Here is a 22074-nt window from a genome sequence, read left to right as displayed (position 1 = left end):
CAGCTTTTTTATTTCCAGCCCATGACCACTTCTCAGCTTACCGAACAGATCCATCTTAAAAAATCCTTCCTGTGCATTGGACTCGATGTGGACATCGACAAAATTCCGAAGCACCTTTTAAAAGAAGAAGATCCCATATTTGCTTTTAATAAAGCCATTATTGATGCCACACATCAGCTGGTTGTGGCATACAAACCCAATCTTGCCTTCTATGAGGCGCAGGGGATCAAAGGATTCCAGGCTTTAAAAAAGACCATTGATTACCTTAATGAGAATCATCCTGAGATCTTTACTATTGCAGATGCCAAGCGTGGCGATATTGGCAATACTTCGGGCATGTATGCAAAAGCCTTTTTTGAGGACCTTAATTTTGATTCGGTCACAGTGGCGCCATACATGGGAAAGGATTCCGTGGAGCCATTTTTGGCTTATGAGAATAAACACACGATTTTACTTGCGCTGACTTCTAACGAAGGAGCTTTTGATTTCCAGACGCAGAGCTTTGATGGGGAGGAACTTTATAAGAAAGTAATTAAGACTTCTAAAGACTGGAATAACGGCCAAAACCTGATGTATGTAGTGGGTGCGACAAAAGCTGAACATCTCAGGGAGATCCGTCACCTCATTCCGGAAAGTTTTTTGTTGGTTCCTGGAGTGGGAGCTCAGGGAGGCAGCCTGGAAGAAGTGTGTAAATTTGGTATGAACAGGAAGGTGGGGCTGCTGGTCAATGCATCCCGTGCCGTTATCTATGCTTCGGAAGATGAAAATTTTGCTGAAGCCGCTGCAACTGAAGCTAAAAAACTTCAGCAGGAAATGGCCAGCTATCTTTAAAAGCAGCTGCTGAAGTAAGAGCTTCAAAAATGCCTTTTTTGACACTTCTTTTTGTCTATGAAAGTATTTAGGGACCAGTTAAACCGAAAGATAGAAGTGAAGGGGACTCCCCGACGCATCGTTTCTCTGGTGCCGAGTCAGACGGAATTATTGGTAGATCTCGGTCTTAGAGAGCAAATATTTGGAGTCACGAAATTTTGTGTGCATCCCCGGGACCTGCGGAAGGAGAAAAAAATAGTAGGCGGCACCAAAAAAGTGCATTTCGACAGGATTGCTGCCCTGAAACCTGATATTATTCTTTGTAATAAGGAAGAGAATACAGAAGAAATGGTGACAGAGCTGGAAAAGATCGCTCCTGTTCATGTTTCTGATATAAAATCTATAGATGATTCCCTGGAGCTCATTTTTCAGTATGGAGAAATCTTCGGAGTGACTGCAAAAGCTTCAGAAATAGCAGAGAAAATCACATTATTAAGAAGTCAATTTCAGGAGGATATGCACAATCTTCCGGTACGGAAGGTGGCTTATTTTATCTGGAAAGATCCATGGATGGTGGCAGGAAAAGATACTTTTATAGATCACCTTCTTCAGCTTAATAAACTACAGAATGTATTTTCCGAAGAAGATTCCAGGTATCCTGAGATCAATTTGGGGGATTTGGGGCAAAAAAAGGTGGATTTATTGCTCTTGTCAACAGAGCCGTATCCTTTTAAGGAGGATCATGTACAGGCGTTGAGAAATGAGGTGGGAAAGGCTCGGGTCCAAATCGTGGACGGGGAATATTTTAGCTGGTACGGCTCGCGTCTAACGGCGGCGTTTACTTACTTCAGGCAACTTCAGGAAAATTTTTCCTGAGTCTTCTCCATCCGGCGGATCTCCTGTAAGATCTTGCATGCCTTCTCGTTGAGCAGATCGCTTCTGGTTTTATCTACCAGGGCAAGCTCAAAAGACCGGCGCATCAGGAAACAATATTTCTCCTGAAGCCTTTCCATTGCAGACCGGGGTTCAAATAGTCGGAACATATGCTTTGTGTTATTGAGACAAAGATATCCTGCCTGTTTTCGAACTTTTCCTAACCTGAAGTTAACATTCTTATAAATGTTCGCCATTTACCTACAGCTCTTGTTAAAAACTTATAAGATGTAGGACACTTCTGTAGATTCTACTATGGTTAAGACAGTAATTCAATTGTTTATAACCGTAAATATTGAATATTGAATATTGAATTTTCGACCTTAAACCTTAAACCTTAAACCTTAAACCTTAAACCTTAAACCTTAAACCTTAAACCTTGTTAGTCTTGTAGCGCAAATACCCTTTTCAACAGATCTGTGGTTCGGGAGGCGAAGTTGTTTCGTATTTCCTTTTCTTCCACGGCGATCATTGTAAAGACACCTTCCAAAGCCTGCTGTGTGACATAATCTGCAAGATCTGGATTTACATCTGTGGATAAGGGCAGGGCATTGTAGCGGTTGATGATGTTGGTCCAAACCTGCGTCGCACCCACCCGGTCTAGAGAGGTAGTGATTACCGGATTGAATTTGGCGTAAAGCGGATCTGTGGTTTTTTGGGACAGGTAGGTCGTAGCGGCGGTGTCGTTCCCCAGCAAAATATTTTTAGCATCGGTAAAAGTGATCTCCTTTACTGCATTCACAAAAATAGGTGTTGCTTCTTTCACTGCATCTTCGGCAGCACGATTGAGCACTTTCAGGCCTTCATCGGCCAGGTTACTCATGCCCAGGTCGCGTAGGGTTTTATCTACTTTCTGCAATTCGGGAGGTAAACCTATCCGCACAAGTTCATTGCTCCAGAAGCCATTTTCTTCAGTAAGTTTTGTGACCTGTTTTTCTATTCCAAAGTCAAGTGCCTGGCGTAAACCGGCAGCGATTTGGGTATTGGTCATGGCCGGGCCTTCCTGTGGCAGGGAATCGGCAATTTGTTGTAATTCTGCACAACCCATAAACAAAGGCACAATGGCCAGGAGTAAAAATTTCTTCATGCTTCAAGTTTTAACAAAGGTATCTATATATGGCGAATGAAAATCATAAACAAAAGTTATCCTGCTGCTGATGATCTTCAGCAATAGTGCCAAATTGGATTGGCCATTGAATAAACCACGAAAAATGGCAACTTCGTTTCTAAATTCGTAAATTGCACGCCCTAAAACGTTTTCGAAATAATGGAACAACAAGCTCCTTATAAACCCAAGAATAAAGTAAGAATTGTCACTGCAGCTTCTCTTTTTGATGGCCATGATGCTGCCATCAATATTATGCGCCGTATCATTCAGTCCACGGGAGTGGAGGTGATTCACCTGGGCCACGACCGCAGTGTGGAAGAAGTGGTGAATTGCGCCATACAGGAAGATGCCAACGCTATTGCCATGACCTCATACCAGGGAGGGCACACCGAATATTTTAAATATATGCATGACCTCCTGCAGGAGAAAGGTGCGGGACATATCAAGATCTTTGGCGGCGGCGGCGGAGTAATCCTGCCCGAGGAGATCAAAGAACTTCAGGATTACGGGATCACCAGGATCTATGCACCCGATGATGGCCGGGAAATGGGCCTGCAGGGCATGATCAATGATCTTGTACAACAATCAGATTATCCTTTGGGCGACAACCTGAACGGGGAAGTAAGTCAGCTGGCCGAAAAGAAACCGGGAGCGATAGCGAGGGTGATCTCTGCTGCGGAAAATTTTCCGGAAGTAGCCAAAGACACCCTTGATAAGATACATTCAGAAAATAAGGAGCGTGAAATTCCGGTTCTTGGTATTACCGGGACGGGTGGTGCAGGAAAGTCATCTTTGGTAGATGAATTCGTGCGTCGTTACCTTATCGATTTCCCTGAAAAGACGATCGGGATCATTTCTGTTGACCCTTCTAAAAAGAAGACCGGCGGTGCTCTTTTAGGAGATCGTATCAGGATGAACGCCATCAATAATCCGAGGGTGTACATGCGCTCTTTGGCAACCCGACAATCAAATCTTGCCCTTTCCAAATATGTTGCTGAAGCCATTCAGGTGCTTAAAGCGGCAAATTATGATCTTATTGTTTTAGAAACTTCGGGGATCGGGCAATCTGATACCGAAATTTTAGAGCACTCAGATGTTTCGCTATATGTAATGACACCGGAATTTGGTGCGGCTACGCAGTTGGAAAAGATCGATATGCTCGATTTCGCCGATCTTGTAGCGATCAATAAATTCGACAAACGGGGAGCGCTTGATGCCTTGCGGGATGTGAAAAAGCAATATCAGCGGAATCATGGGCTGTGGCATGAAAATCCGGATAATCTTCCCGTTTATGGAACAATTGCTTCCCAATTTAATGATCCGGGGATGAACACGCTTTACAAAAAGATCATGGATAAGATCGATGAGAAAGCCGGTGGTCATTTTAACTCTACTTTCAACATCTCTAAGGAGATGAGCGAGAAGATCTTTGTGATCCCTCCTAGCAGGACGCGCTATTTATCTGAAATTTCAGAAAACAATCGCTCCTACGATGAAAAAGCTGCTGCGCAGGCAGAAGTGGCTCAAAAGCTCTACGGAATTTACAAGACCATTGAATCAGTTTCAGGAGTAAAGCTGGGGCTGAACCAGTACGGACTTGATGAGGATGGCTTCAAGGACGCCTCAACTTCAGAAAATGAAGACCTGCTAAACCTTCTAAAAAAAGAATTTGACCGGGTAAAAATGGATCTCGACCCCTATAACTGGGAGATCATTACCGGCTGGGATGATAAAGTCAATAAGTATAAAGATCCAATCTATTCATTTAAGGTGCGTGATAAGGAGATCAAGATCGAAACCCACACTGAATCTTTATCACATACGCAGATCCCAAAAGTGGCACTTCCAAAATATCAGGCCTGGGGTGACATTTTAAGATGGTGCCTGCAGGAAAATGTGCCGGGGGAATTTCCATATACTGCAGGGCTATATCCTTTCAAGCGACAGGGAGAGGATCCAACCCGGATGTTCGCCGGGGAAGGCTCGCCGGAGCGTACTAACCGCCGCTTCCATTATGTGAGTATGGGCTTACCGGCCAAAAGGCTTTCCACCGCCTTCGATTCTGTTACCCTCTACGGAAATGATCCCGATCATCGTCCCGACATCTATGGAAAGATCGGAAATGCAGGGGTATCCATATGCTGCCTGGATGATGCTAAAAAGTTGTATTCAGGCTTTGATCTTGCCGATCCTATGACTTCGGTGAGTATGACCATTAATGGTCCCGCGCCGATGCTGCTCGGGTTTTTTATGAATGCGGCTATAGACCAGCAGTGCGAAAAATACATTAAGGAGAACGGCCTTGAAAAAGAAGTGCAGGAAAAGATCGACAAGATCTATTCCGAAAAAGGAATGGGGCAGCCAAAATACCGCGGCGAGTTACCTGAAGGGAACGATGGCCTTGGATTGATGTTGCTTGGCGTAACCGGAGATCAGGTGCTTCCTGCCGATATTTATGAGGATATCAAGAAGAGGACCCTAAGCCAGGTGCGGGGAACCGTACAGGCCGATATCTTAAAGGAAGATCAGGCGCAGAATACCTGTATTTTTTCAACGGAATTCGCGTTGAGGTTGATGGGAGACGTGCAGGAATATTTCATTCGTGAAAATGTGCGGAACTTCTATTCAGTTTCGATTTCAGGTTACCATATCGCCGAAGCAGGAGCCAATCCAATTACCCAACTGGCACTAACCCTTGCCAACGGATTCACTTATGTAGAATACTACCTGAGCCGAGGAATGGACATCAACAAGTTCGGGCCTAACCTGTCGTTCTTCTTCTCTAACGGAATCGATCCTGAATATGCTGTTATTGGAAGAGTAGCGAGAAAGATCTGGAGTAAGGCGCTTAAGTATAAGTACGGAGCAAATCCGCGGGCGCAGATGTTGAAATATCACATCCAGACCTCCGGAAGATCTTTACACGCGCAGGAGATAGATTTCAATGATATTAGAACAACGCTTCAGGCGCTCTACGCGATCTATGATAACTGTAACTCCCTTCACACTAACGCATATGATGAGGCGATCACTACGCCGACAGAAGCTTCTGTAAGAAGAGCGATGGCCATTCAGTTGATCATCAATAAAGAGCTGGGGCTCACCAAGAATGAAAATCCAATTCAGGGATCGTTTATTATAGAAGAGCTTACAGATCTTGTAGAAGAAGCCGTACTTCTTGAATTTGATCGCATCACCGAGAGAGGTGGCGTACTGGGAGCTATGGAAACCATGTACCAGAGAAGTAAGATCCAGGAGGAGAGTCTCTATTATGAGACCCTGAAACACAATGGAGATTTCCCTATTATTGGAGTAAATACCTTCCTGAGTTCTACCGGTTCACCAACAGTAACTCCCGGAGAAGTGATAAGAGCTACGGAAGAGGAAAAACAGAACCAGATCAAAACTTTACAGGACCTGCATGAGGCCAAAAAGGAACTGGAGCATGAAACTCTGGAAAAGGTGAAAAATGCCGCCATTCAAAATGAGAATATTTTTGAGGTCTTAATGGAAGCCACGAAGGTGTGCTCTCTGGGCCAGATCACCACAGCCTTGTTTGAAGTAGGAGGGCAGTATCGAAGAAATATGTAAGCAGAGAGCCAGTTTTCACTTTTGTGAAAGCTGTGCGAATCGCTTATCCCGATGAGCGGCAGCGATATCGGGATCTTATTTTCACAAAACTTGTTCGTTGTGTGAAAGCTGTGTGAATCGCTTATCCCGAGAGGCGCAGCCGACTCGGGATCTTTTCTTTTGGAGAGTTTTCAACCGAAGGGCGGAGAAAAAGGTGCAGGCTGCTTATCCCGATAAGCGATAGCGATATCGGGATCTTTTTTTCACAAATCTTGTTCGCTGTGTGAAAGCTGTGCGAATCGCTTATCCCGAGAGGCGCAGCCGACTCGGGAACCTTAAAAAATAAACCTCACAGGTTATTAAAACCTTTGAGGTTTTTTCCTTTTTTGAAGCCTCAACTCTTTCAGAGTTTCAAACTCTGAAAGGGTTCTTAATCTCAATCCTCCTCATCAAAAGGATTGTCAAAGGGAATATCATCATCTGGATCCTTATCATCATAATTCACTCCCGGCGGATTGAACAACCCCCAACGGTCGATGATATAATTCCATTGATCAAAGGTTTTTACCCATTCGGCAAAAAGTATCCTGAATTTCTCTATTTCCTCCCTGAGCATCTCCAGGTACTCCACCTCTTTAAAACCTTCTATTAAAAATCCGTTGCAGCCCACATAGATCTCCCGGGCGCATTTTCTGATAATGGCAGCATTTTCCATCTTGATGTCGTAAAGATCCACGCCCTCTGCACCGGCTATCTTTGGTGCCAGCTGCAGTGCATCTGCATACATGTTTTGGGCAATAGTAGTGGTGAACTCGTTCTCTTCGGGGACAAGCTGTACAATCCTATCTACAATATTAAGGATCTCCAATGCCTTTTTATACAAAGGCATTGATTCCAGTTTTTCTTTTCTCATCCTTTGAGCCTAAGACAGTCTTTCTTTATCTTTCTCTGTAATGCCGTGGTCCTGCTGCACTTTCCATTTTTCGTAGGTGACAAGATCATCGCTCACCAGCTTTAAACATGCGGCAATTACACCCGCATCATCCAGAAATCCGGCAACAGGAATAAAATCGGGGATAAGGTCGAGCGGCATAAGGACGTAAAGAAGGGCACCTGCCACAGCGGCGATGGTTTTCCATGGCACCTGCCGGTAATTTCCGCTCCAATAGTCACGTATAAGCCCAAACATACTTTTGGCGCGATCAAGATACCCGCTTATACTGTCGTTATTTCTGAATTTGTCTTCGATCTTTTGTTCCTTGGCCAGTACCTTTTCCAGGTCTTTATCTGTTACTTTTTCTGCCTGGTCGTGCAATGCCTTATTGGCCTTTTCGGGGCTGATCTCTTTCATTTGTGTCGTATTTTTTATTTATCTCTGTTTAATTGTCCTAAGCGTCTAAAAATATTTTCCATATTGAATTGAGAAGCGCTTTTGATGCGAAATAATTCTTCCCATTCTAAAGGAGTGGCTATTCCCGCTTCTTCTGTTGCCCTTAATGAATAAGGACAAACTGCTGTTTGTGCGTAGGCATTCCGCAAAAAATCCACGAAGATCTTTCCTTCCCGCTTATTCTTCCTTATTTGGGTAGTAAAAAGGTCGGGGCGCAGCCTTTCCGCCTCTTCAGCTATTTCTTTGGTTTCTTCCTTTACATCATCAAAATCTTTTCCGCGTCTTACAGTATAGTATAAATGTAAGCCGCTTTTTCCGCTGGTCATAACAGAGGGGTCAATATTTTTATTTCTTAGAAGATCCCGTAGCTCAGTGGCGGCTTCCTTGATCATATCAAAGTTTGCTTCGGAAGGATCCAGATCAAAGACCACCTTGTCCGGCTGCCGCATTTTATCTTTCCGGCTTAACCAGATGTGAAAAACAATAGTGCCCTGGTTTGCAAGGTAGACCAGGCTTTTTACGTCATTACAAAGAATTTGGGTATTTGTGCCCTCTTCAGTTTCAACTTCAACGGTCCTGATAAAATCCGGAAAATATTCCGAAGCATTTTTCTGATAGAATCCGTTTTCATTTATACCATTTGGAAACCTGTGCAAGGTGAGGGGGCGGTCTTTTAAAAAAGGCAACATATGCGGGGAGATCCTCTCATAATACTGCACCATATCTCCTTTAGTGATCTTTTTCTGCGGAAAAAGCATTTTATCGGGATGAGAAATCTCTACTCCTGCTATTTCCATACCTTAGTCGGTTTCAGATTCGTTTTTGGCGATTTGCTTCAGGGTCCTTCCCGAAACTACGCTTTTTGACTGGGTACTCACGGGGTTGCGACGTGCATCGGCTTCGGCATCATCCTGTTTCATCAACAGCCAGTTGCCTTTCATCTTTCCGCCTTTCATTTCAACGAGATTGTAGCCGCCTTTTAATTTTTTTCCGTGGAGAACAACTTCAATGCTGCCATTTTTAAAGCTTTCTTCCAGAGAAATGATATTCCCGTTTTCATCTTTTTTATTACTTGCAATGGTTCCTTTATCCCAGATCATTACTGTGCCGCCGCCATACTCTCCCTGGGGAATGGTGCCTTCAAAATCGGCATATGCCAGGGGATGATCCTCTGTTGGAATTGCCATTCGCTTTACTGAAGGGTCTGTGCTGGGACCTTTAGGAACCGACCAGGATTTTAAGGTATTGTCGATCTCCAGCCTAAAATCGTAGTGAAGATTGGTGGCATCATGTTTCTGAATCACAAAAATAGGATCCTTATTTCCCTTTTTTGAAGGTGCATCTTTAGGCTCCCTGGTTTTGCTGAAATCTCTTTTTTCGTTGTAACTCTTCATGGAATTTTTTCTTCCTGACCGGAAAAAATACAAAAATTGCACCTGTAGCTTCGTTAAAGAAGTCTCAAAACTTCTGGTTTTGTGAAGGAATGGAGAAAGGGAGCATGACTATTTTTGCAGCTGATTTATTTTAGATACTTTTACCGCTTTAATCTAAAAACAACAGGAATTTATAATGGAGGGAATCTGGGTATTTGCCATTGCCGTTTTTACCGGGTTTATTGCCATCAATAATCCTGTGGGCAATGTGCCCATTTTTCTTAGCCTTACCCGCCAGGCAGATAGACCCACAAAAAAAGTGATCTCGCGAAAAGCCACTTTTACGGCCTTTATTATAGTGTCGGGTTTTATCATTTTAGGTAAGTATATTTTTGATTTCTTTGGACTGACCATACCTGCCTTTAAGATCACCGGGGGAATTCTTGTCTTTTTTGTAGGTTTTGAAATGATAAGGGCACAGGTCTCCAGTATCGATAACCAGAAGGAAGTGAACTTCAATGAAGAGATCTCCATTTCTCCCCTTGGAATTCCAATTCTTGCGGGGCCGGGGACGATTGTTACCGCAATGAACTTCACTACCACAGCCTCCTATCTTCAACTGGGAATTATTCTGGTCATGTTCGCCCTTGTTATGTATCTTAATCATTTAGCCTTTCTCTCCAGTGAATACCTTGTGCGGTACATTGGCGCCAATAAGATCGTGGTGGTAGAGAAGATAATGGGTTTGATCATTGCAATTATTGGAGTTAACATGCTGATAGAGGGGATACATATAGCCTTTATGGAATAAAATAAATAATAAATTGATTTATAGTAGGTTATCATTTTTATAGTTGTACCTTCGCCATCAATTTAATTTTATATAATGAATAAAGGTACAGTTAAGTTCTTTAACGAATCAAAAGGTTACGGATTTATTAAAGACGAAGAATCAAATGATGAGTATTTCGTACATGCTAATGGTCTTGTAGACGAGATTAGACAAGATGACGAAGTTACTTTCGACCTTGAAGAAGGTAGAAAAGGTGTAAATGCAGTAAACGTAAGACAAGCTTAGTCTTAATTTTTGATATTTATATTCTTAAGCCTCACAGCAATGTGAGGCTTTTTTATTTGCCGATATTCCATTCCGGAATAAATTTTCATGCTATAGATCCCTGTTAATTGTTTATTATCCAATGATTTTCCATTTTGGAATTTTTCTTACCTTAATTCCATGAAAAAACTGATCTTTTTTTTATTCCTGACCCTTCATATGTCGGCTCAGGAATTTTCTGTGCGCAAAGGGGTGGTAGTAGATGACCTGAAGGTGGCCGATACCCTTACAGAAACCTATTCGCTTTATCTTCCCACCACATATGAGAATGGCAGGACCTGGCCCACTTTGTTTGTTTTTGACTCCCGGGGCCGCGGGAGAACTGCAGCACAACTTTTAAAGGGTACTGCCGAACGACAAGGCTATATTGTAGTTTCCTCCAATGATATAAAAAGGGAGAATACCCTGGAGGAAAATGTTATGGTTGCTGCACGTTTGCTGCAACAGGTGACCAAAAAACTTCCTGTTGATCTCAGCCAGGTTTCAACTTTAGGTTCAATGGCGGGAGCCAAAGCCGCCAGTTCTATTCCGCTGATCTTCGATAATATACATGGGGCTGTTGCTGTAGGCGATCATTGGGTGAATTTCAACCTGCTGGACCAGAAGAAAAGTTTCAACTTCATTGGAATAGTGGGAGATGAACAATATTCTGCAATGGGGATGGGGATGACCACCGATGGTCTTTCTGAATTAAAATTCCCCTCCCAACTCTATACGTATGATGGAGGAGAAGACTGGCCTGCCGCAGATATTCTCGACAGTGCCGTCGGTGCCCTTACTCTGGATGCCATGCGAAAAGAAAAGAGGCCGGTGGACCGTCAATTAATTCAGCAACTGTATGAGCAGGACCTGGGATGGGTGAATAAGCTTATGAGTCAGAATCAATTGCTGAATGCTCAAAACTTGCTGGAGGTAATGGAAGAAAAATATGATGGATTTGTAAATGCAACTGAAATAAAGGCAAAACAAAATCAGCTTTCCCGGTCCCGAAATTATATTGTTCAAAAAAGAGAACAGCAAACGATTAACCAAAAAGAAAGCAGGCTGTTAGACGATTTTGTCTATTACCTGGAGGAAGATATACGTACCGCAAATTTTGAAAACCTGGGCTGGTGGAATTTCCAGAAGAAACAGTTGGATTCCCTGGGACAAAAGCAAAATGGGGAGGCAAAAATGGCATTAAGGCTCAAAGGTTTTATCCAGGAATATATACGGCTAAAACGAAATGAGTTCCAGGAAAACCGCACTCCCCTGGAAAGCAGAATGCTTGCTAATATGCTGCAAACAATTTTTGATCCGCAGGCATTTGATGCCTACCGCAATATTATTTCATTAAGTGCTCAGGATAACGATTATCAAACCGCCTATTTCTACCTGGAAGAGATGTTGAAGCATGGCTACAAGGATATGGATGCACTGTATGACATTGAAGGAACTTTGGGGTTAAGGCTCACGCCGGATTATAACAATATCATCGAAAATTATCTCGGAAAGGCAAAATTCCATGAGGACCATAATTAAAGCCCCGTCAAAAATGCAATTTTTGACCCTTTTCCTTTTGGTTTGTTTTAGTATTGGTGCGGCCGCCCAGGAGGTCAGGGATACAGCAGTTGCTGCTTTTCAGAAACACCTTAATGCTGAATTCAAGGATCCTGAAAAATCCCCCCTACCTGAAAAGGAACTTAAAAGTTTTAAAACTCTTGACTTTTTTCCTGCAGCACCCCAATTTACAGTGGAGGCTGAATTTGTCAGGACTCCAAATGAAGTTCCATTTGAAATGTTTACCACCACAAACAGAAAACCGGTTTATGTAAAGTTTGGGGAGGTGTATTTTAAACTTGATGGAAAAGAATTTAAATTAAATATCTATCAAAGTCAAGACCTTTCCCGGAAGGAAGAGTATAAGGATTATCTGTTTTTACCTTTTACAGACCTAACCAATGGAGAGACTTCCTATTCGGGTGGGAGGTATCTGGATATGAAGATTCCGGAAAGCAGTAAGGTAGTTCTGGATTTCAATAAGGCTTATAATCCTTACTGTGCCTACAGTGGGGAATATTCCTGTCCTATTGTTCCGCAGGAAAATCATCTTGAAATTGCCATAACTGCCGGGGTAAAGGCATATGAAAAACATTAAATGTTACGGGAGAGCCAAAGTCCTGCAAGAACGGCGGCTATTCCCAGGAAAATACTCCCTGCGGAATAAATTCCGAAGTTGAGGTAATCGCCTGACTTCAACAGCGCCTGATTCTCATAACTAAATGCCGAAAAGGTGGTAAATCCTCCGCAGAAACCCGTTGCAAGGAGTAGAGTGGTGTTGGGAGAAAGATATTCCTCTTTAAGTCCCAGGCCCAGAAATAGACCTATCAATAAACTCCCAATTATATTTACCAGCAAAGTCCCCAAAGGAAGGGTGGTGACCGGATTAAGGTTTTTTGAGATCACAAATCTCAACACACTTCCTGCCCCGCCGCCAAGAAAAACCAGTAGTGCCTGTTTCATTACTCTACCGGAATGTAAATTTCGGTAACCCATAAAGCAGGGTTGTCTACTTCGGTAATATCCGTAATAAAAATCTCGAATGGCTGCCCCTGGGGGTTAACCATCAGGTTGTTTTCTTCAATGTAACGGTAGGTTTTTTCCCAGGCTTCCGAAGCATTTTTGTGATGTCCCTTCAAGGTTGTTTTCACCACTTTTTGTGGCTCCAGATATCCATTAAGGATCTCACTTCCCGAGGGGGTGATCACCTGGCTGGGAGTAGGAACTCCTGTTGAAAAAATGGTGGTGCCGTTGCGGTCATCACGTTGATTATAGATGATCAATGGCTTACCGCTAATGGAGATATTGTTCTGTTCCATAAAGATCCTCACCTGCTTGACCATATCGGCAGCTTTGGTGTTCACTTCACTCATTTTTGAAGCTGTGGTAGTAAACATATAGTAACCTCCGCCATGTTGGGTCACACCCTGCACATTTATGGAATAGGCTTCCATTTTTCTTATCACATTCTGCTCAAGGTTTTCCAGGCTTTGTTGGAATATGGGTTGAAAAAGTTCCGCGAGATCTTCGTCCTGTACCGTAAAGGCAAGTTTTTCTTTAAAACTCTGCTCCCCTTGCAATCGCCATGTAACTTTGGTTTGTTCTCCCTCGGGTTCGAAATTCCAGGTCACCTTACCGTCGGTTTCTCCAATGATGGTTTGCATGATGAGTTCCTGCTCAATATTGCTGTAGGGAATTACCGAGGTATTTTGAATTCTACCATCCCTAATTTCATCTGCCTGCCAGGTAATTCCTCCTCCTTCCCTCGCTCCGTCACCGGTTATCTTCATTTCCATGCCTTCAATCTCCTGCCATGCGTTCCAGGTCCTCCAGTTCTCAAGATCTGCCACTTCTCTAAAAAGCAACGGGGCAGGAGCATTGATCACTTTGCTGGATGTGATTTCATATTTTCCGTCTTTTGTTGCCACATAAATGGAACCTGCAATAAAAATGATAAGGAACAGGAAAAGCAGGTACTTAATGATCTTCATATCCGGGAGGTTTGGTTAATTATTACCGCTAAGATAATAATTTGCTTGATGCTAATTCTTACATTTGTTAATTATTGAAAAGCTGCTAAAAAACGAACCGTTTTTGAGGTGAAAGTGATTCAATATTTATATAAACCCTTAATTCTTGAAAATGAAAATTAAAAGTTACCTGATGCTGTTAATGGCATCAACAATTTTATTTTCCTGTGCAGACACTGCGGTAGTAAACCCCACTGAGACAGGAGAAGTTACACAAACTTCAGATTTTGATTACCAGGTAGATGAATTTGCCGATATCAAGGTATTACGCTACCAGATCCCTGGCTGGGAAGATCTAAGCCTAAAAGAGCAAAAACTTGTGTATTACCTTGTGCAGGCCGGACTTAGCGGAAGGGATATCATTTGGGACCAAAATTATCGTCACAACCTGAAGATAAGGGAAGCTCTGGAAAATATCTACACCACTTACCAGGGCGATAAATCTTCCGAAGATTGGAAGAATTTTGAGACCTATCTTAAGCGGGTATGGTTCTCTAACGGGATCCACCATCATTATTCTATGGACAAGCTAAAGCCAGGTTTCAGCAAGGCATATTTTGACACCTTATTGGATGAGACCGGGACAGAACTTACCGGGGAGGCTTATGAAGTGATTTTCAATGACAAGGATTCTAAGAAAGTTAATCTTGATGAATCTAAAGGATTAGTGGAAGGTTCTGCAGTAAACTTCTATGGGGAAGGGATCACAGCAAAAGATGTGGAAGAATTCTATGCTACAAAAAAATCTCCGGACCCCAACAGACCTCTTGCATATGGATTGAATTCCAAACTTGTAAAAGAGAACGGACAGATCGTAGAGAAAGTTTACAAAAGCGGAGGCATGTATGGTCCTGCTATAGACAAGATTACCTTTTGGCTGGAAAAAGCTAAGGGTGTAGCTGAAAATGAGGAACAGGCGAAGGCACTTGGTCTTTTGATCGACTATTACAAGAGTGGAGATCTAAAAACCTGGGATGAATATAATATTGCATGGGTACAGGCTACCAAAGGGAATATCGATTACATCAACAGTTTTATTGAAGTGTATAATGATCCTCTTGGCTATACCGGTTCTTACGAAAACATCGTGCAGATCAAGGATTTTGATATGAGCGAGAAAATGAGCGTTCTTGAGGATAATGTACAGTGGTTCGAAGATAATGCACCTTTAATGGAAGAGCATAAAAAAGATTCAGTGGTTGGGGTTACATATAAGACTGTGATCGTTGCCGGGGAATCCGGAGATGCATCACCTGCTACTCCAATAGGTGTGAATTTGCCTAATTCAAACTGGATAAGAAAAGAATACGGAAGTAAATCTGTATCTCTTGGAAACATTATTGAAGCTTACAACAATGCCGGTAGTACCGGAAGATTGCAAGAGTTCGCTCATGACGAAGAGGAAGTTGCTCTTGAAAAGGAATATGGTGAACTGGCAGATAAACTGCATACTGCCCTGCATGAAGTAGTAGGGCACGCTTCGGGGCAGATCAATCCCGGAGTAGGCGAAACAAAGGAAACACTTAAAAGCTATGCTTCTACCATGGAAGAAGGACGTGCCGACCTAGTGGGACTGTATTATCTTATGGATCCAAAACTTGAAGAACTTGGGCTGGTAGATGATTATGAAAAACTGGGAAAAGCAGCCTATGATGGTTACATCAGAAATGGATTGATGACTCAGCTAATAAGATTGGAGCCGGGAGCAAATATTGAAGAAGCTCACATGAGAAACCGTCAGTGGGTAAGTGCATGGGTTTTTGAAAAAGGTCGTGAAAGAAATATTATTGAAAAAGTGACCAGAGATGGGAAGACCTATTTTAATATTACAGATTATGCTGCCCTGCGTGACCTTTTTGGAGAGTTGCTTAAGGAAACCCAGAGGATCAAGTCTGAAGGAGATTATGAAGCAGCAAAGAATCTGGTAGAGAATTACGGAGTAAAAGTAGATCAGAATATTCATAAAGAAGTGCTGGAGAGAAATGTTCAATTTAAATCTGCTCCTTACAGCGGATTCGTAAATCCTGTGCTGGTACCGGAAACAGATGAAAGTGGAGAGATCATTTCCATTCGTGTAGAGCAGCCTGTTTCTTTTGAAGAACAAATGCTTGACTATTCTGAAAATTATGATGTTCTTCCTCTGGAGAACTAGTATTGAAGACAGTTAACAAGAAACCGCCATTCTTTTCAGAATGGCGGTTTTTTTTGCTCCTGGGTTAGCCTTTTAAGTAAAGCTTCATCAGGAATAAAAGGAGGATAAAAGCTATAAATCCAAGCAGGATGTAAAAAGTGCCTTTATAGTACTTGCGGTGAAGTTTCAGGTCTTTACGGTAACTAAAAAAGATAACCGCTACAAAAACCACAAAAAACAATCCGGCGAATATTAACTGTCCGGTGCTAAACATTTTTTAATTTTAGGCAAATTTACAGGTTTAAAATGAGAAAAAGCTTACAGGCAGTACAGGAGTTTCATCGGGCTTTTGGTCTTGGTATTGCCCCGAAACCCACGGGAGATCTTTCTTCGGAAAAAGTGCAATTGCGATATGAACTAATGAAGGAAGAAAACGAGGAATATCTGGAAGCGGCAAAAGAAGGTAACCTTGTAGAAATTGCCGATGCTCTGGGAGATATGCTTTACATCCTTTGCGGCACTATCATAGAACACGGGATGCAGGACAAAATCACCCAGGTTTTTGAGGAGATACAACGCAGCAACATGAGCAAACTTGGAGAAGACGGGAAGCCGGTTTACCGTGAAGACGGAAAAGTCCTTAAGGGCCCAAATTTTTCTAAACCCGAATTGGAAAAGATCTTTATTCAAGGGTAAAAAAAGAAACGAACAGGATTATTATTTATTTATATTTTCTATTAGCCTTCAGCCCATGGATTCCCAACCCGAAACCTAATGCTCAGACCCGGAACTCAAATACAATTTAGGTCTTGAATCCTGACGCTTGGTTCCTGCCTCACTTTTTTATTATCTTGTAAAGATGAGACCAATATATTTCACCCTGATAGCATTGATTTTCTTTTCCTGCCGCAATGCTGCCGAGAAGGAGCAGGAGGAGACAACCTCAGAAGCACCCGAACCCAAAATGACAGCATCAACTAAAAACTATACCTCTCAAAAATGGCATTTTTCAGCAGAGATCCCGGAGGGATTTGAGATCTTTGAAGGAGAGCTGCCGGGAGAGTCGCCGGTAATCAACTTTTTTGATCCCGAAATTGAAGAAGAGCCACCTTTTGCCATTCACAATGATGCCGAAGATGCCTATATAGCTGTTCTGCCAAAAGGATTTGGAGTGGATGCTCCCGGTGGTCCCAGAAGGTCATTTAAAGAGTGGAAGGGAGATTTGCCATTGTCATTTCAGGCAGATCCGGAATCTTCTTATGCGTATTTGTTGGAGAATGGGGAACCATGGGCAATAAGTGTGAGGTTTCAAACGCCACCTCCGGGCTGGAATGAATACGGAAGCATCTATGTGTTTTATGAGGTAAATAATTTTAGGGCAGAATGCTTCAGCAGCAATACGGGAGAGGAAGTCGATATGAAGGAGTGTAATCCTATGGAGGGAGATGCGATGAAATTTTACGGAGAAGTTTCCGAAGAAAAAAGGAGTGCCTTAAATGACATTTTAGAGAGTCTGTATTTTACAGATCCCAACCGGGAACGAAGGGAGATCGAAGAATTGATAAAGGTGGAACAGCCGCAGGAAAATAGTACTGTTTCTTCCCCTTTAAAAATCTCCGGTAAAGCAAGGGGATATTGGTTCTTTGAAGCTTCAGCTCCCGTGAGACTCGTAAGCGAAAGCGGTAAAGTACTTGCGGAAAAATACATTTCTGCCACAGATGACTGGATGACCGAGGATTGGGTGCCGTTTGAAGCCGAACTTGAATTTAAAACAAAAGAAAAGCGCGGCTATTTGATCTTTAACCGCGCCAATGCTTCAGGAAAACCGGAACATGACAGAGTAATGCGTATTCCGGTTGTTTTCAATTAATCTTTTTCGACCAACATTCTCCAGCCAAATTTATCTTCGGCTTTATTATATTGGATCTCCATTAGTTTTTTCTTGAAGAAGGTCGCATAGGAATCCTCCTGATCCTGTAATTCGAATTTTTCACCTTTATTGCCAAATCCTTTTACAGGGTTTATGGTAGCAGCAGTACCGGCGCCAAAAATCTCTTTTAGCTCTCCCTTTTTCGCTGCTTCCACGATTTCGGCAACTTTAACGCGTCTTACTTCTACCGGGATATTGTATTCTTCGGCCAGGGCAATTACACTTCTTCGGGTAACCCCGTCCAGGATCCTGTCGCTGGTTGGAGCTGTCAACAATTTTTCACCTACCCTAAAAAAGATATTCATGGTACCTGCTTCTTCGAGGTATTCATGGGTACTGGCATCTGTCCAGACGATCTGTTGGTAACCCTGCTCCTTGGCAAGATTGGTAGGATAGAATTGAGCACCGTAATTTCCGGCAGCTTTGGCGTAACCCACGCCACCATCGGCAGCACGACTATATTTATCTGCAAAGAACACCCGTACCTCTCCACTGTAGTAAGCCTTTGCGGGGGAACAAATGATCATGAATTTATATGTTTTGGAAGGAGAAGCTGAAACCCCGGGCTCTGTTGCAATAACAAAAGGCCTTATGTACAGAGAATTACCAAAACCTTTTTTGATCCAATCTCTATCAAGGTTAAGCAGGGTCTTTAAACCTTCCAGGAATACTTCTTTAGGAAACTCAGGGATCGCCAGTCTTTTAGAAGAAATATTGAACCTTTCAATATTTGCTTCGGGACGAAATAACCACACCTGGTCCTCGTCATCTTTAAAAGCCTTCATTCCTTCAAAAATAGCCTGCCCGTAATGGAAAACTTTTGCTGAAGGATCCAGCTGAATAGGACCATAAGGTTTAATAACCGGATTTTGCCATTGACCATCTTTAAAGTCACATTCCATCATATGGTCTGCAAAGACATTACCGAAGATCAGATTTTCAAAATCCACCGAATCGATTCTTGAAGCTTTTGCTTCAACTACATCGATTGCGAGAGGTACATTTTTCATGTTCGAATATTTGCTGCAAATTTACCGAAATAAATACAGGTTCTAAAGGTGTGATTTAACTAATTTAATCTTAATTTCAATTTTCTAAACCTTTAACAGGAACATAATGAGGAATCTTAATTATTTACTGCTATTGTCTTTATTAATGATAAGTTTTGCCGGTTTTTCTCAGGAAAAAAATACCGGTAAACAGGACGCTTACTTTTCTGTGGGTGAGGACGTTGAGGTGGCTAATATTCTTTCTGCTCAGCAGATGCAGGAAAGATATCAGGGTCTTAAAACCGGAGATACTTTAAACGTGACTTTTAAGGCAGATGTGACTTCGGTTTGTAAGAATAAAGGTTGCTGGATGAAAGTGGCGTTGGAGGACGGCCGGGAGGTAATGGTAAAATTTAAAGATTATGCCTTCTTTGTTCCTAAATATATTGAAAACAAAGAGGTAATCATGGAAGGCAAAGCTTATGTAACCGAAATGTCTGTTGAAGATCGCAGACATTATGCCGAAGACGCAGGGAAGTCGGCAGCTGAAGTGAGCGCCATTAATGAACCTGAAATTACTCTCTCCTTTCTGGCAAACGGGGTGAAGATCAAAAATTGATTTGAAAAGGGAAATCATCAAAACTGCCGATGGCTCGGCCACCATTTATCTGCCAGAGTGGAATGAACACTATCATTCCAAGCACGGTGCTGTGCAGGAGGCGTTGCATGTTTTTATAAGAACCGGCCTTTTCTATTATCAGGAAAAAAATCACCCAGAGGATATTTCAATTTTGGAAATAGGCTTCGGGACAGGATTGAATGCATTGCTTACTTTTTTTGAAGCTGAAAGGATCCCTGTGAAGATTGCCTATACGGGAATTGAAGCTTATCCCGTTTCTAATGAAGAGTTGCAGGCTTTGGATTATGCCGCTGCTATTACTGAAGATAATGCTTCGGAAGTTTTTAAAAAGATACACAAAGCCGACTGGGAAAAAAGCAGTGTAATTTCTCCATTTTTCGACCTTAAGAAAGAGAAGAAATTCTTCAGTGAAATTGCTGCAACATCAACATATGATCTTATTTATTTTGATGCTTTTGGTCCGCGGGTTCAACCGGATCTGTGGAGTGAAGAAGTTTTCGAAAATATGTACAGCGCCTTGAAACCAGGGGGAGTGCTTGTCACTTATTCGGCAAAAGGAAGTGTGAGAAGGGCAATGCAGGCGGCAGGTTTTGAGGTGGAAAGATTACCCGGTCCTCCCGGAAAGAGGGAAATGTTACGGGCAACTAAGCTCAAACAGGTGTAAATCCTGTTAAAGCTTTAATAAACGGGCAGCATTAAAGTTGAGAATCCTGTAAATTATAAAATAAAATGCGCATTCTTATCACCGGAGCCACTGGGCTGGTAGGTTCTGAAATCACACGGCTGCTTCACGAAAAGGGGATCAATATCAACTATCTCACTACCAGTAGATCCAAGATCGAAAAAAGCGACAACTATAAAGGATTTTATTGGAATCCCTCAAAAGGGGAAATTGATACCAAGTGCCTGGAAGGAGTAGGGGCGATCATCAATTTGGCCGGGGCAAGCGTATTTCAGCCATGGACGGCATCCAATAAAAAGAAAATATTAAACAGCCGTATCGATTCTCTTAACCTGCTCTATAAAACATTAGAGGAAAATGATCATGAGGTAGGGCAATTAGCATCGGCCAGTGCAATTGGTATATATCCCAGCTCTACCCAAAAAATGCATTATGAGGAGGAGAAGGAAGTGGCAGATAATTTCCTGGGAGAGGTCTCAGAAAAATGGGAGGTTGCGGCACAAAAATTTTCAAATTTAGGCGTGCGGGTGGCCATTGTGCGTATTGGAATAGTCCTGGCTCGTGATGGTGGCGCTTTACCACAAATTGCCCGTCCCGTGAAATATAATGTGGGAACTGCCCTGGGCTCCGGTAAACAGTGGCAATCGTGGATTCATGTGACAGATCTTGCCCGTTTATTCTTATTCCTTATCTCTAATGGTGCAAAAGGAGTATTCAATGGGGTGGCACCGAATCCCGTGACCAATGAAGATCTCACCCGGGAAGTGGCCGCGGTATTGGATAAAAAAATTTGGTTGCCAAAAGTGCCGGGATTCGCTCTAAAACTTGTGATGGGCGAAATGTCTACGGTGGTTTTAGGGAGTCAACTGGTGAGCAGTAAAAAAGTAGAAGAGGAGGGATTTAATTTTCAGTTTATTAATCTAAGGCAGGCAATAAGGGATATCTACAAATAAAAAAAACCGGCTTTTAGCCGGTTTTTTAAAGATCATAAGACAGTCGGGATATTACTGCGCTCTTTTTGCAGTAACCTTAATTGTTAGTTCCATTTCGTCACTGATGAAATTGTCACCAAGGTTGTCAAATACAGATTTAGATCCGTAGTTCACACCCCAATTTGTTCTGTCGATAGTAAAAGTTTCACTTTCAAGAGTGATCTCCTCCTCGTCGATATCCGTACTTACAGGAAACTGAATGTTCTTGGTAGAATCCTTAAGAGTAAGATTACCCTGAAGCATTTTTTGTCCGTTTTCTTCAGTCACTCCGGTGATCTCAAAAGACGCAGTAGGATATTCCTTTACATTAAAAAAATCTGTTTCTTTTCCTTCAACTGTTCCTTTAAGGTGGTTTTCCAAAGAAGTACGGTCTTTATCGTCCATTCCTTCATCGGTAACCTCAATGGAATTCATATCGATGGTCACGCTTCCACTGGTAATTTCTTCCTGGGTAGCGCTAAGAGTTCCATCCTGGATAGCAATAGTTCCTTTGTGCTCTCCTGTAGGTTTGGTACCTCTCCATTCGATGGTTGAAGCGGTAGTATCAATTTCATAGGTAACCGCCTCTTCTGTGGCTACAGCAGCTTCCTGCGCTTCGCCTGGTTCTACTTTATTTGATTTATCATCCTTACAGGCAACACTACCTAAAGTGACTCCTGCTACAACTACAAAGTTTAAAACTCTTTTTTTCATGGGTATTTATTTTATTAATGCGCAAAATTATGGTTTTAACATTTCTATTTTCCCAAATGTTTATTAAAAGTTTCTGGTGACAAATTGGCATTTAAGGTTTCTTGGCAGTACTTTTGCCAGTTGTCTCACAGAATTAAAATTTGGATC

24 protein-coding genes are annotated in these 22074 nt (G+C 42.4%); 13 read left to right on the top strand and 11 right to left on the bottom strand.

Annotation, left to right across the window (positions count from 1 at the left end):
- The first annotated feature begins 21 nt into the window (after positions 1-21).
- A complete protein-coding gene (pyrF, locus tag CRO16_RS00805; RefSeq protein ID WP_097054455.1) occupies positions 22-831 on the top strand; it encodes an orotidine-5'-phosphate decarboxylase in 810 nt (269 codons plus the stop codon).
- Between the two features lie 57 nt (positions 832-888).
- Entirely contained in the window at positions 889-1686 is a 798-nt protein-coding gene (locus CRO16_RS00800) for a helical backbone metal receptor (RefSeq protein WP_097054454.1), read from the top strand.
- On the opposite strand, the gene CRO16_RS00795 is transcribed toward CRO16_RS00800, so the two are convergent.
- On the bottom strand, positions 1668-1940 hold the full coding sequence (locus CRO16_RS00795) for a Lacal_2735 family protein (RefSeq protein WP_245858834.1): 273 nt from the start codon (positions 1938-1940) through the stop codon (positions 1668-1670). The genes CRO16_RS00800 and CRO16_RS00795 overlap by 19 nt on opposite strands.
- Before the next feature lie 185 nt (positions 1941-2125).
- Positions 2126-2830, bottom strand: coding sequence for a DUF4197 domain-containing protein (locus CRO16_RS00790; protein ID WP_097054453.1), 705 nt, complete (start codon positions 2828-2830; stop codon positions 2126-2128).
- 180 nt (positions 2831-3010) lie between these two features.
- Here CRO16_RS00790 and CRO16_RS00785 point away from each other — a divergent pair, with 180 nt between their 5' ends.
- Positions 3011-6442, top strand: a complete 3432-nt coding sequence (locus CRO16_RS00785; RefSeq protein WP_097054452.1) for a methylmalonyl-CoA mutase family protein — start codon at positions 3011-3013, stop codon at positions 6440-6442.
- A 415-nt stretch (positions 6443-6857) separates the two neighbouring features.
- On the opposite strand, the gene CRO16_RS00780 is transcribed toward CRO16_RS00785, so the two are convergent.
- Genes CRO16_RS00780 through CRO16_RS00765 form a run of 4 tightly spaced genes read right to left on the bottom strand, consistent with a single transcriptional unit; the run spans position 6858 to position 9205 of the window.
- Entirely contained in the window at positions 6858-7310 is a 453-nt protein-coding gene (locus CRO16_RS00780; protein WP_245858831.1) for a hypothetical protein, read from the bottom strand.
- 33 nt (positions 7311-7343) lie between these two features.
- Positions 7344-7772, bottom strand: a complete 429-nt coding sequence (locus CRO16_RS00775; RefSeq protein ID WP_097054450.1) for a YkvA family protein — start codon at positions 7770-7772, stop codon at positions 7344-7346.
- Between the two features lie 14 nt (positions 7773-7786).
- Positions 7787-8608 carry a non-homologous end-joining DNA ligase gene (gene ligD, locus CRO16_RS00770; RefSeq protein ID WP_097054449.1) on the bottom strand — a complete coding sequence of 274 codons (822 nt, stop codon included), beginning with the start codon at positions 8606-8608 and terminating at the stop codon, positions 7787-7789.
- A gap of 3 nt (positions 8609-8611) precedes the next feature.
- Entirely contained in the window at positions 8612-9205 is a 594-nt protein-coding gene (locus tag CRO16_RS00765; RefSeq protein WP_097054448.1) for a DNA polymerase ligase N-terminal domain-containing protein, read from the bottom strand.
- Positions 9206-9380: 175 nt separating this feature from the next.
- Between CRO16_RS00765 and CRO16_RS00760 the strand changes: the two genes are divergently transcribed.
- The 4 genes from CRO16_RS00760 (at position 9381) to CRO16_RS00745 (ending at position 12438) form a co-directional block, all read left to right on the top strand.
- Positions 9381-9995, top strand: a complete 615-nt coding sequence (locus CRO16_RS00760) for a MarC family protein (RefSeq protein ID WP_097054447.1) — start codon at positions 9381-9383, stop codon at positions 9993-9995.
- Positions 9996-10070: 75 nt separating this feature from the next.
- Positions 10071-10262, top strand: coding sequence for a cold-shock protein (locus tag CRO16_RS00755; protein ID WP_029035283.1), 192 nt, complete (start codon positions 10071-10073; stop codon positions 10260-10262).
- A 159-nt stretch (positions 10263-10421) separates the two neighbouring features.
- Positions 10422-11822: a hypothetical protein gene (locus CRO16_RS00750; RefSeq protein ID WP_097054446.1), complete on the top strand. Its 1401-nt coding sequence runs from the start codon at positions 10422-10424 to the stop codon at positions 11820-11822.
- A gap of 13 nt (positions 11823-11835) precedes the next feature.
- Positions 11836-12438, top strand: a complete 603-nt coding sequence (locus CRO16_RS00745) for a DUF1684 domain-containing protein (RefSeq protein WP_097055724.1) — start codon at positions 11836-11838, stop codon at positions 12436-12438.
- Here the strand turns inward: CRO16_RS00745 and crcB are convergent.
- Together crcB and CRO16_RS00735 are read right to left on the bottom strand one after the other, a co-directional pair.
- Positions 12435-12803 carry a fluoride efflux transporter CrcB gene (gene crcB / locus CRO16_RS00740; protein ID WP_097054445.1) on the bottom strand — a complete coding sequence of 123 codons (369 nt, stop codon included), beginning with the start codon at positions 12801-12803 and terminating at the stop codon, positions 12435-12437. The genes CRO16_RS00745 and crcB overlap by 4 nt on opposite strands.
- Positions 12803-13831 carry an SRPBCC family protein gene (locus tag CRO16_RS00735; RefSeq protein WP_097054444.1) on the bottom strand — a complete coding sequence of 343 codons (1029 nt, stop codon included), beginning with the start codon at positions 13829-13831 and terminating at the stop codon, positions 12803-12805. Before CRO16_RS00735 ends, crcB begins: the two co-directional genes overlap by 1 nt.
- Before the next feature lie 151 nt (positions 13832-13982).
- Here CRO16_RS00735 and CRO16_RS00730 point away from each other — a divergent pair, with 151 nt between their 5' ends.
- Positions 13983-16022, top strand: a complete 2040-nt coding sequence (locus tag CRO16_RS00730) for a dipeptidyl-peptidase 3 family protein (protein WP_097054443.1) — start codon at positions 13983-13985, stop codon at positions 16020-16022.
- A gap of 64 nt (positions 16023-16086) precedes the next feature.
- Here CRO16_RS00730 and CRO16_RS00725 read toward each other — a convergent pair whose 3' ends face one another.
- On the bottom strand, positions 16087-16275 hold the full coding sequence (locus tag CRO16_RS00725) for a hypothetical protein (protein WP_097054442.1): 189 nt from the start codon (positions 16273-16275) through the stop codon (positions 16087-16089).
- A 32-nt stretch (positions 16276-16307) separates the two neighbouring features.
- Between CRO16_RS00725 and CRO16_RS00720 the strand changes: the two genes are divergently transcribed.
- Positions 16308-16697 (top strand): pyrophosphohydrolase domain-containing protein, encoded by a 390-nt coding sequence (locus CRO16_RS00720; protein ID WP_097054441.1) that lies wholly within the window; start codon positions 16308-16310, stop codon positions 16695-16697.
- A gap of 163 nt (positions 16698-16860) precedes the next feature.
- Complete coding sequence (locus tag CRO16_RS00715; RefSeq protein ID WP_097054440.1) at positions 16861-17871, top strand: Gmad2 immunoglobulin-like domain-containing protein; 1011 nt, start codon at positions 16861-16863, stop codon at positions 17869-17871.
- On the opposite strand, the gene CRO16_RS00710 is transcribed toward CRO16_RS00715, so the two are convergent.
- Positions 17868-18941: a branched-chain amino acid aminotransferase gene (locus CRO16_RS00710; protein WP_097054439.1), complete on the bottom strand. Its 1074-nt coding sequence runs from the start codon at positions 18939-18941 to the stop codon at positions 17868-17870. The two genes, CRO16_RS00715 and CRO16_RS00710, sit on opposite strands and share 4 nt — an antisense overlap.
- Positions 18942-19047: 106 nt before the next feature.
- Between CRO16_RS00710 and CRO16_RS00705 the strand changes: the two genes are divergently transcribed.
- The 3 genes from CRO16_RS00705 (at position 19048) to CRO16_RS00695 (ending at position 21195) form a co-directional block, all read left to right on the top strand.
- Entirely contained in the window at positions 19048-19539 is a 492-nt protein-coding gene (locus CRO16_RS00705; RefSeq protein WP_097054438.1) for a DUF4920 domain-containing protein, read from the top strand.
- A gap of 1 nt (position 19540) precedes the next feature.
- Positions 19541-20224, top strand: a complete 684-nt coding sequence (gene mnmD / locus CRO16_RS00700) for a tRNA (5-methylaminomethyl-2-thiouridine)(34)-methyltransferase MnmD (protein ID WP_097054437.1) — start codon at positions 19541-19543, stop codon at positions 20222-20224.
- 65 nt (positions 20225-20289) lie between these two features.
- The gene (locus CRO16_RS00695; RefSeq protein ID WP_097054436.1) at positions 20290-21195 is read left to right on the top strand and encodes a TIGR01777 family oxidoreductase; all 906 of its coding nucleotides are present in this window, start codon (positions 20290-20292) and stop codon (positions 21193-21195) included.
- A gap of 51 nt (positions 21196-21246) precedes the next feature.
- On the opposite strand, the gene CRO16_RS00690 is transcribed toward CRO16_RS00695, so the two are convergent.
- Positions 21247-21927, bottom strand: a complete 681-nt coding sequence (locus tag CRO16_RS00690) for a YceI family protein (protein WP_097054435.1) — start codon at positions 21925-21927, stop codon at positions 21247-21249.
- Positions 21928-22074: the final 147 nt, after the last annotated feature.

The sequence above is a fragment of the Salinimicrobium sediminis genome (assembly GCF_900215295.1).
Lineage (GTDB): Bacteria > Bacteroidota > Bacteroidia > Flavobacteriales > Flavobacteriaceae > Salinimicrobium > Salinimicrobium sediminis.
The sequence above is the reverse complement of the archived record's forward strand: the minus strand, read 5'-3'. Positions and strand labels throughout refer to the sequence as shown.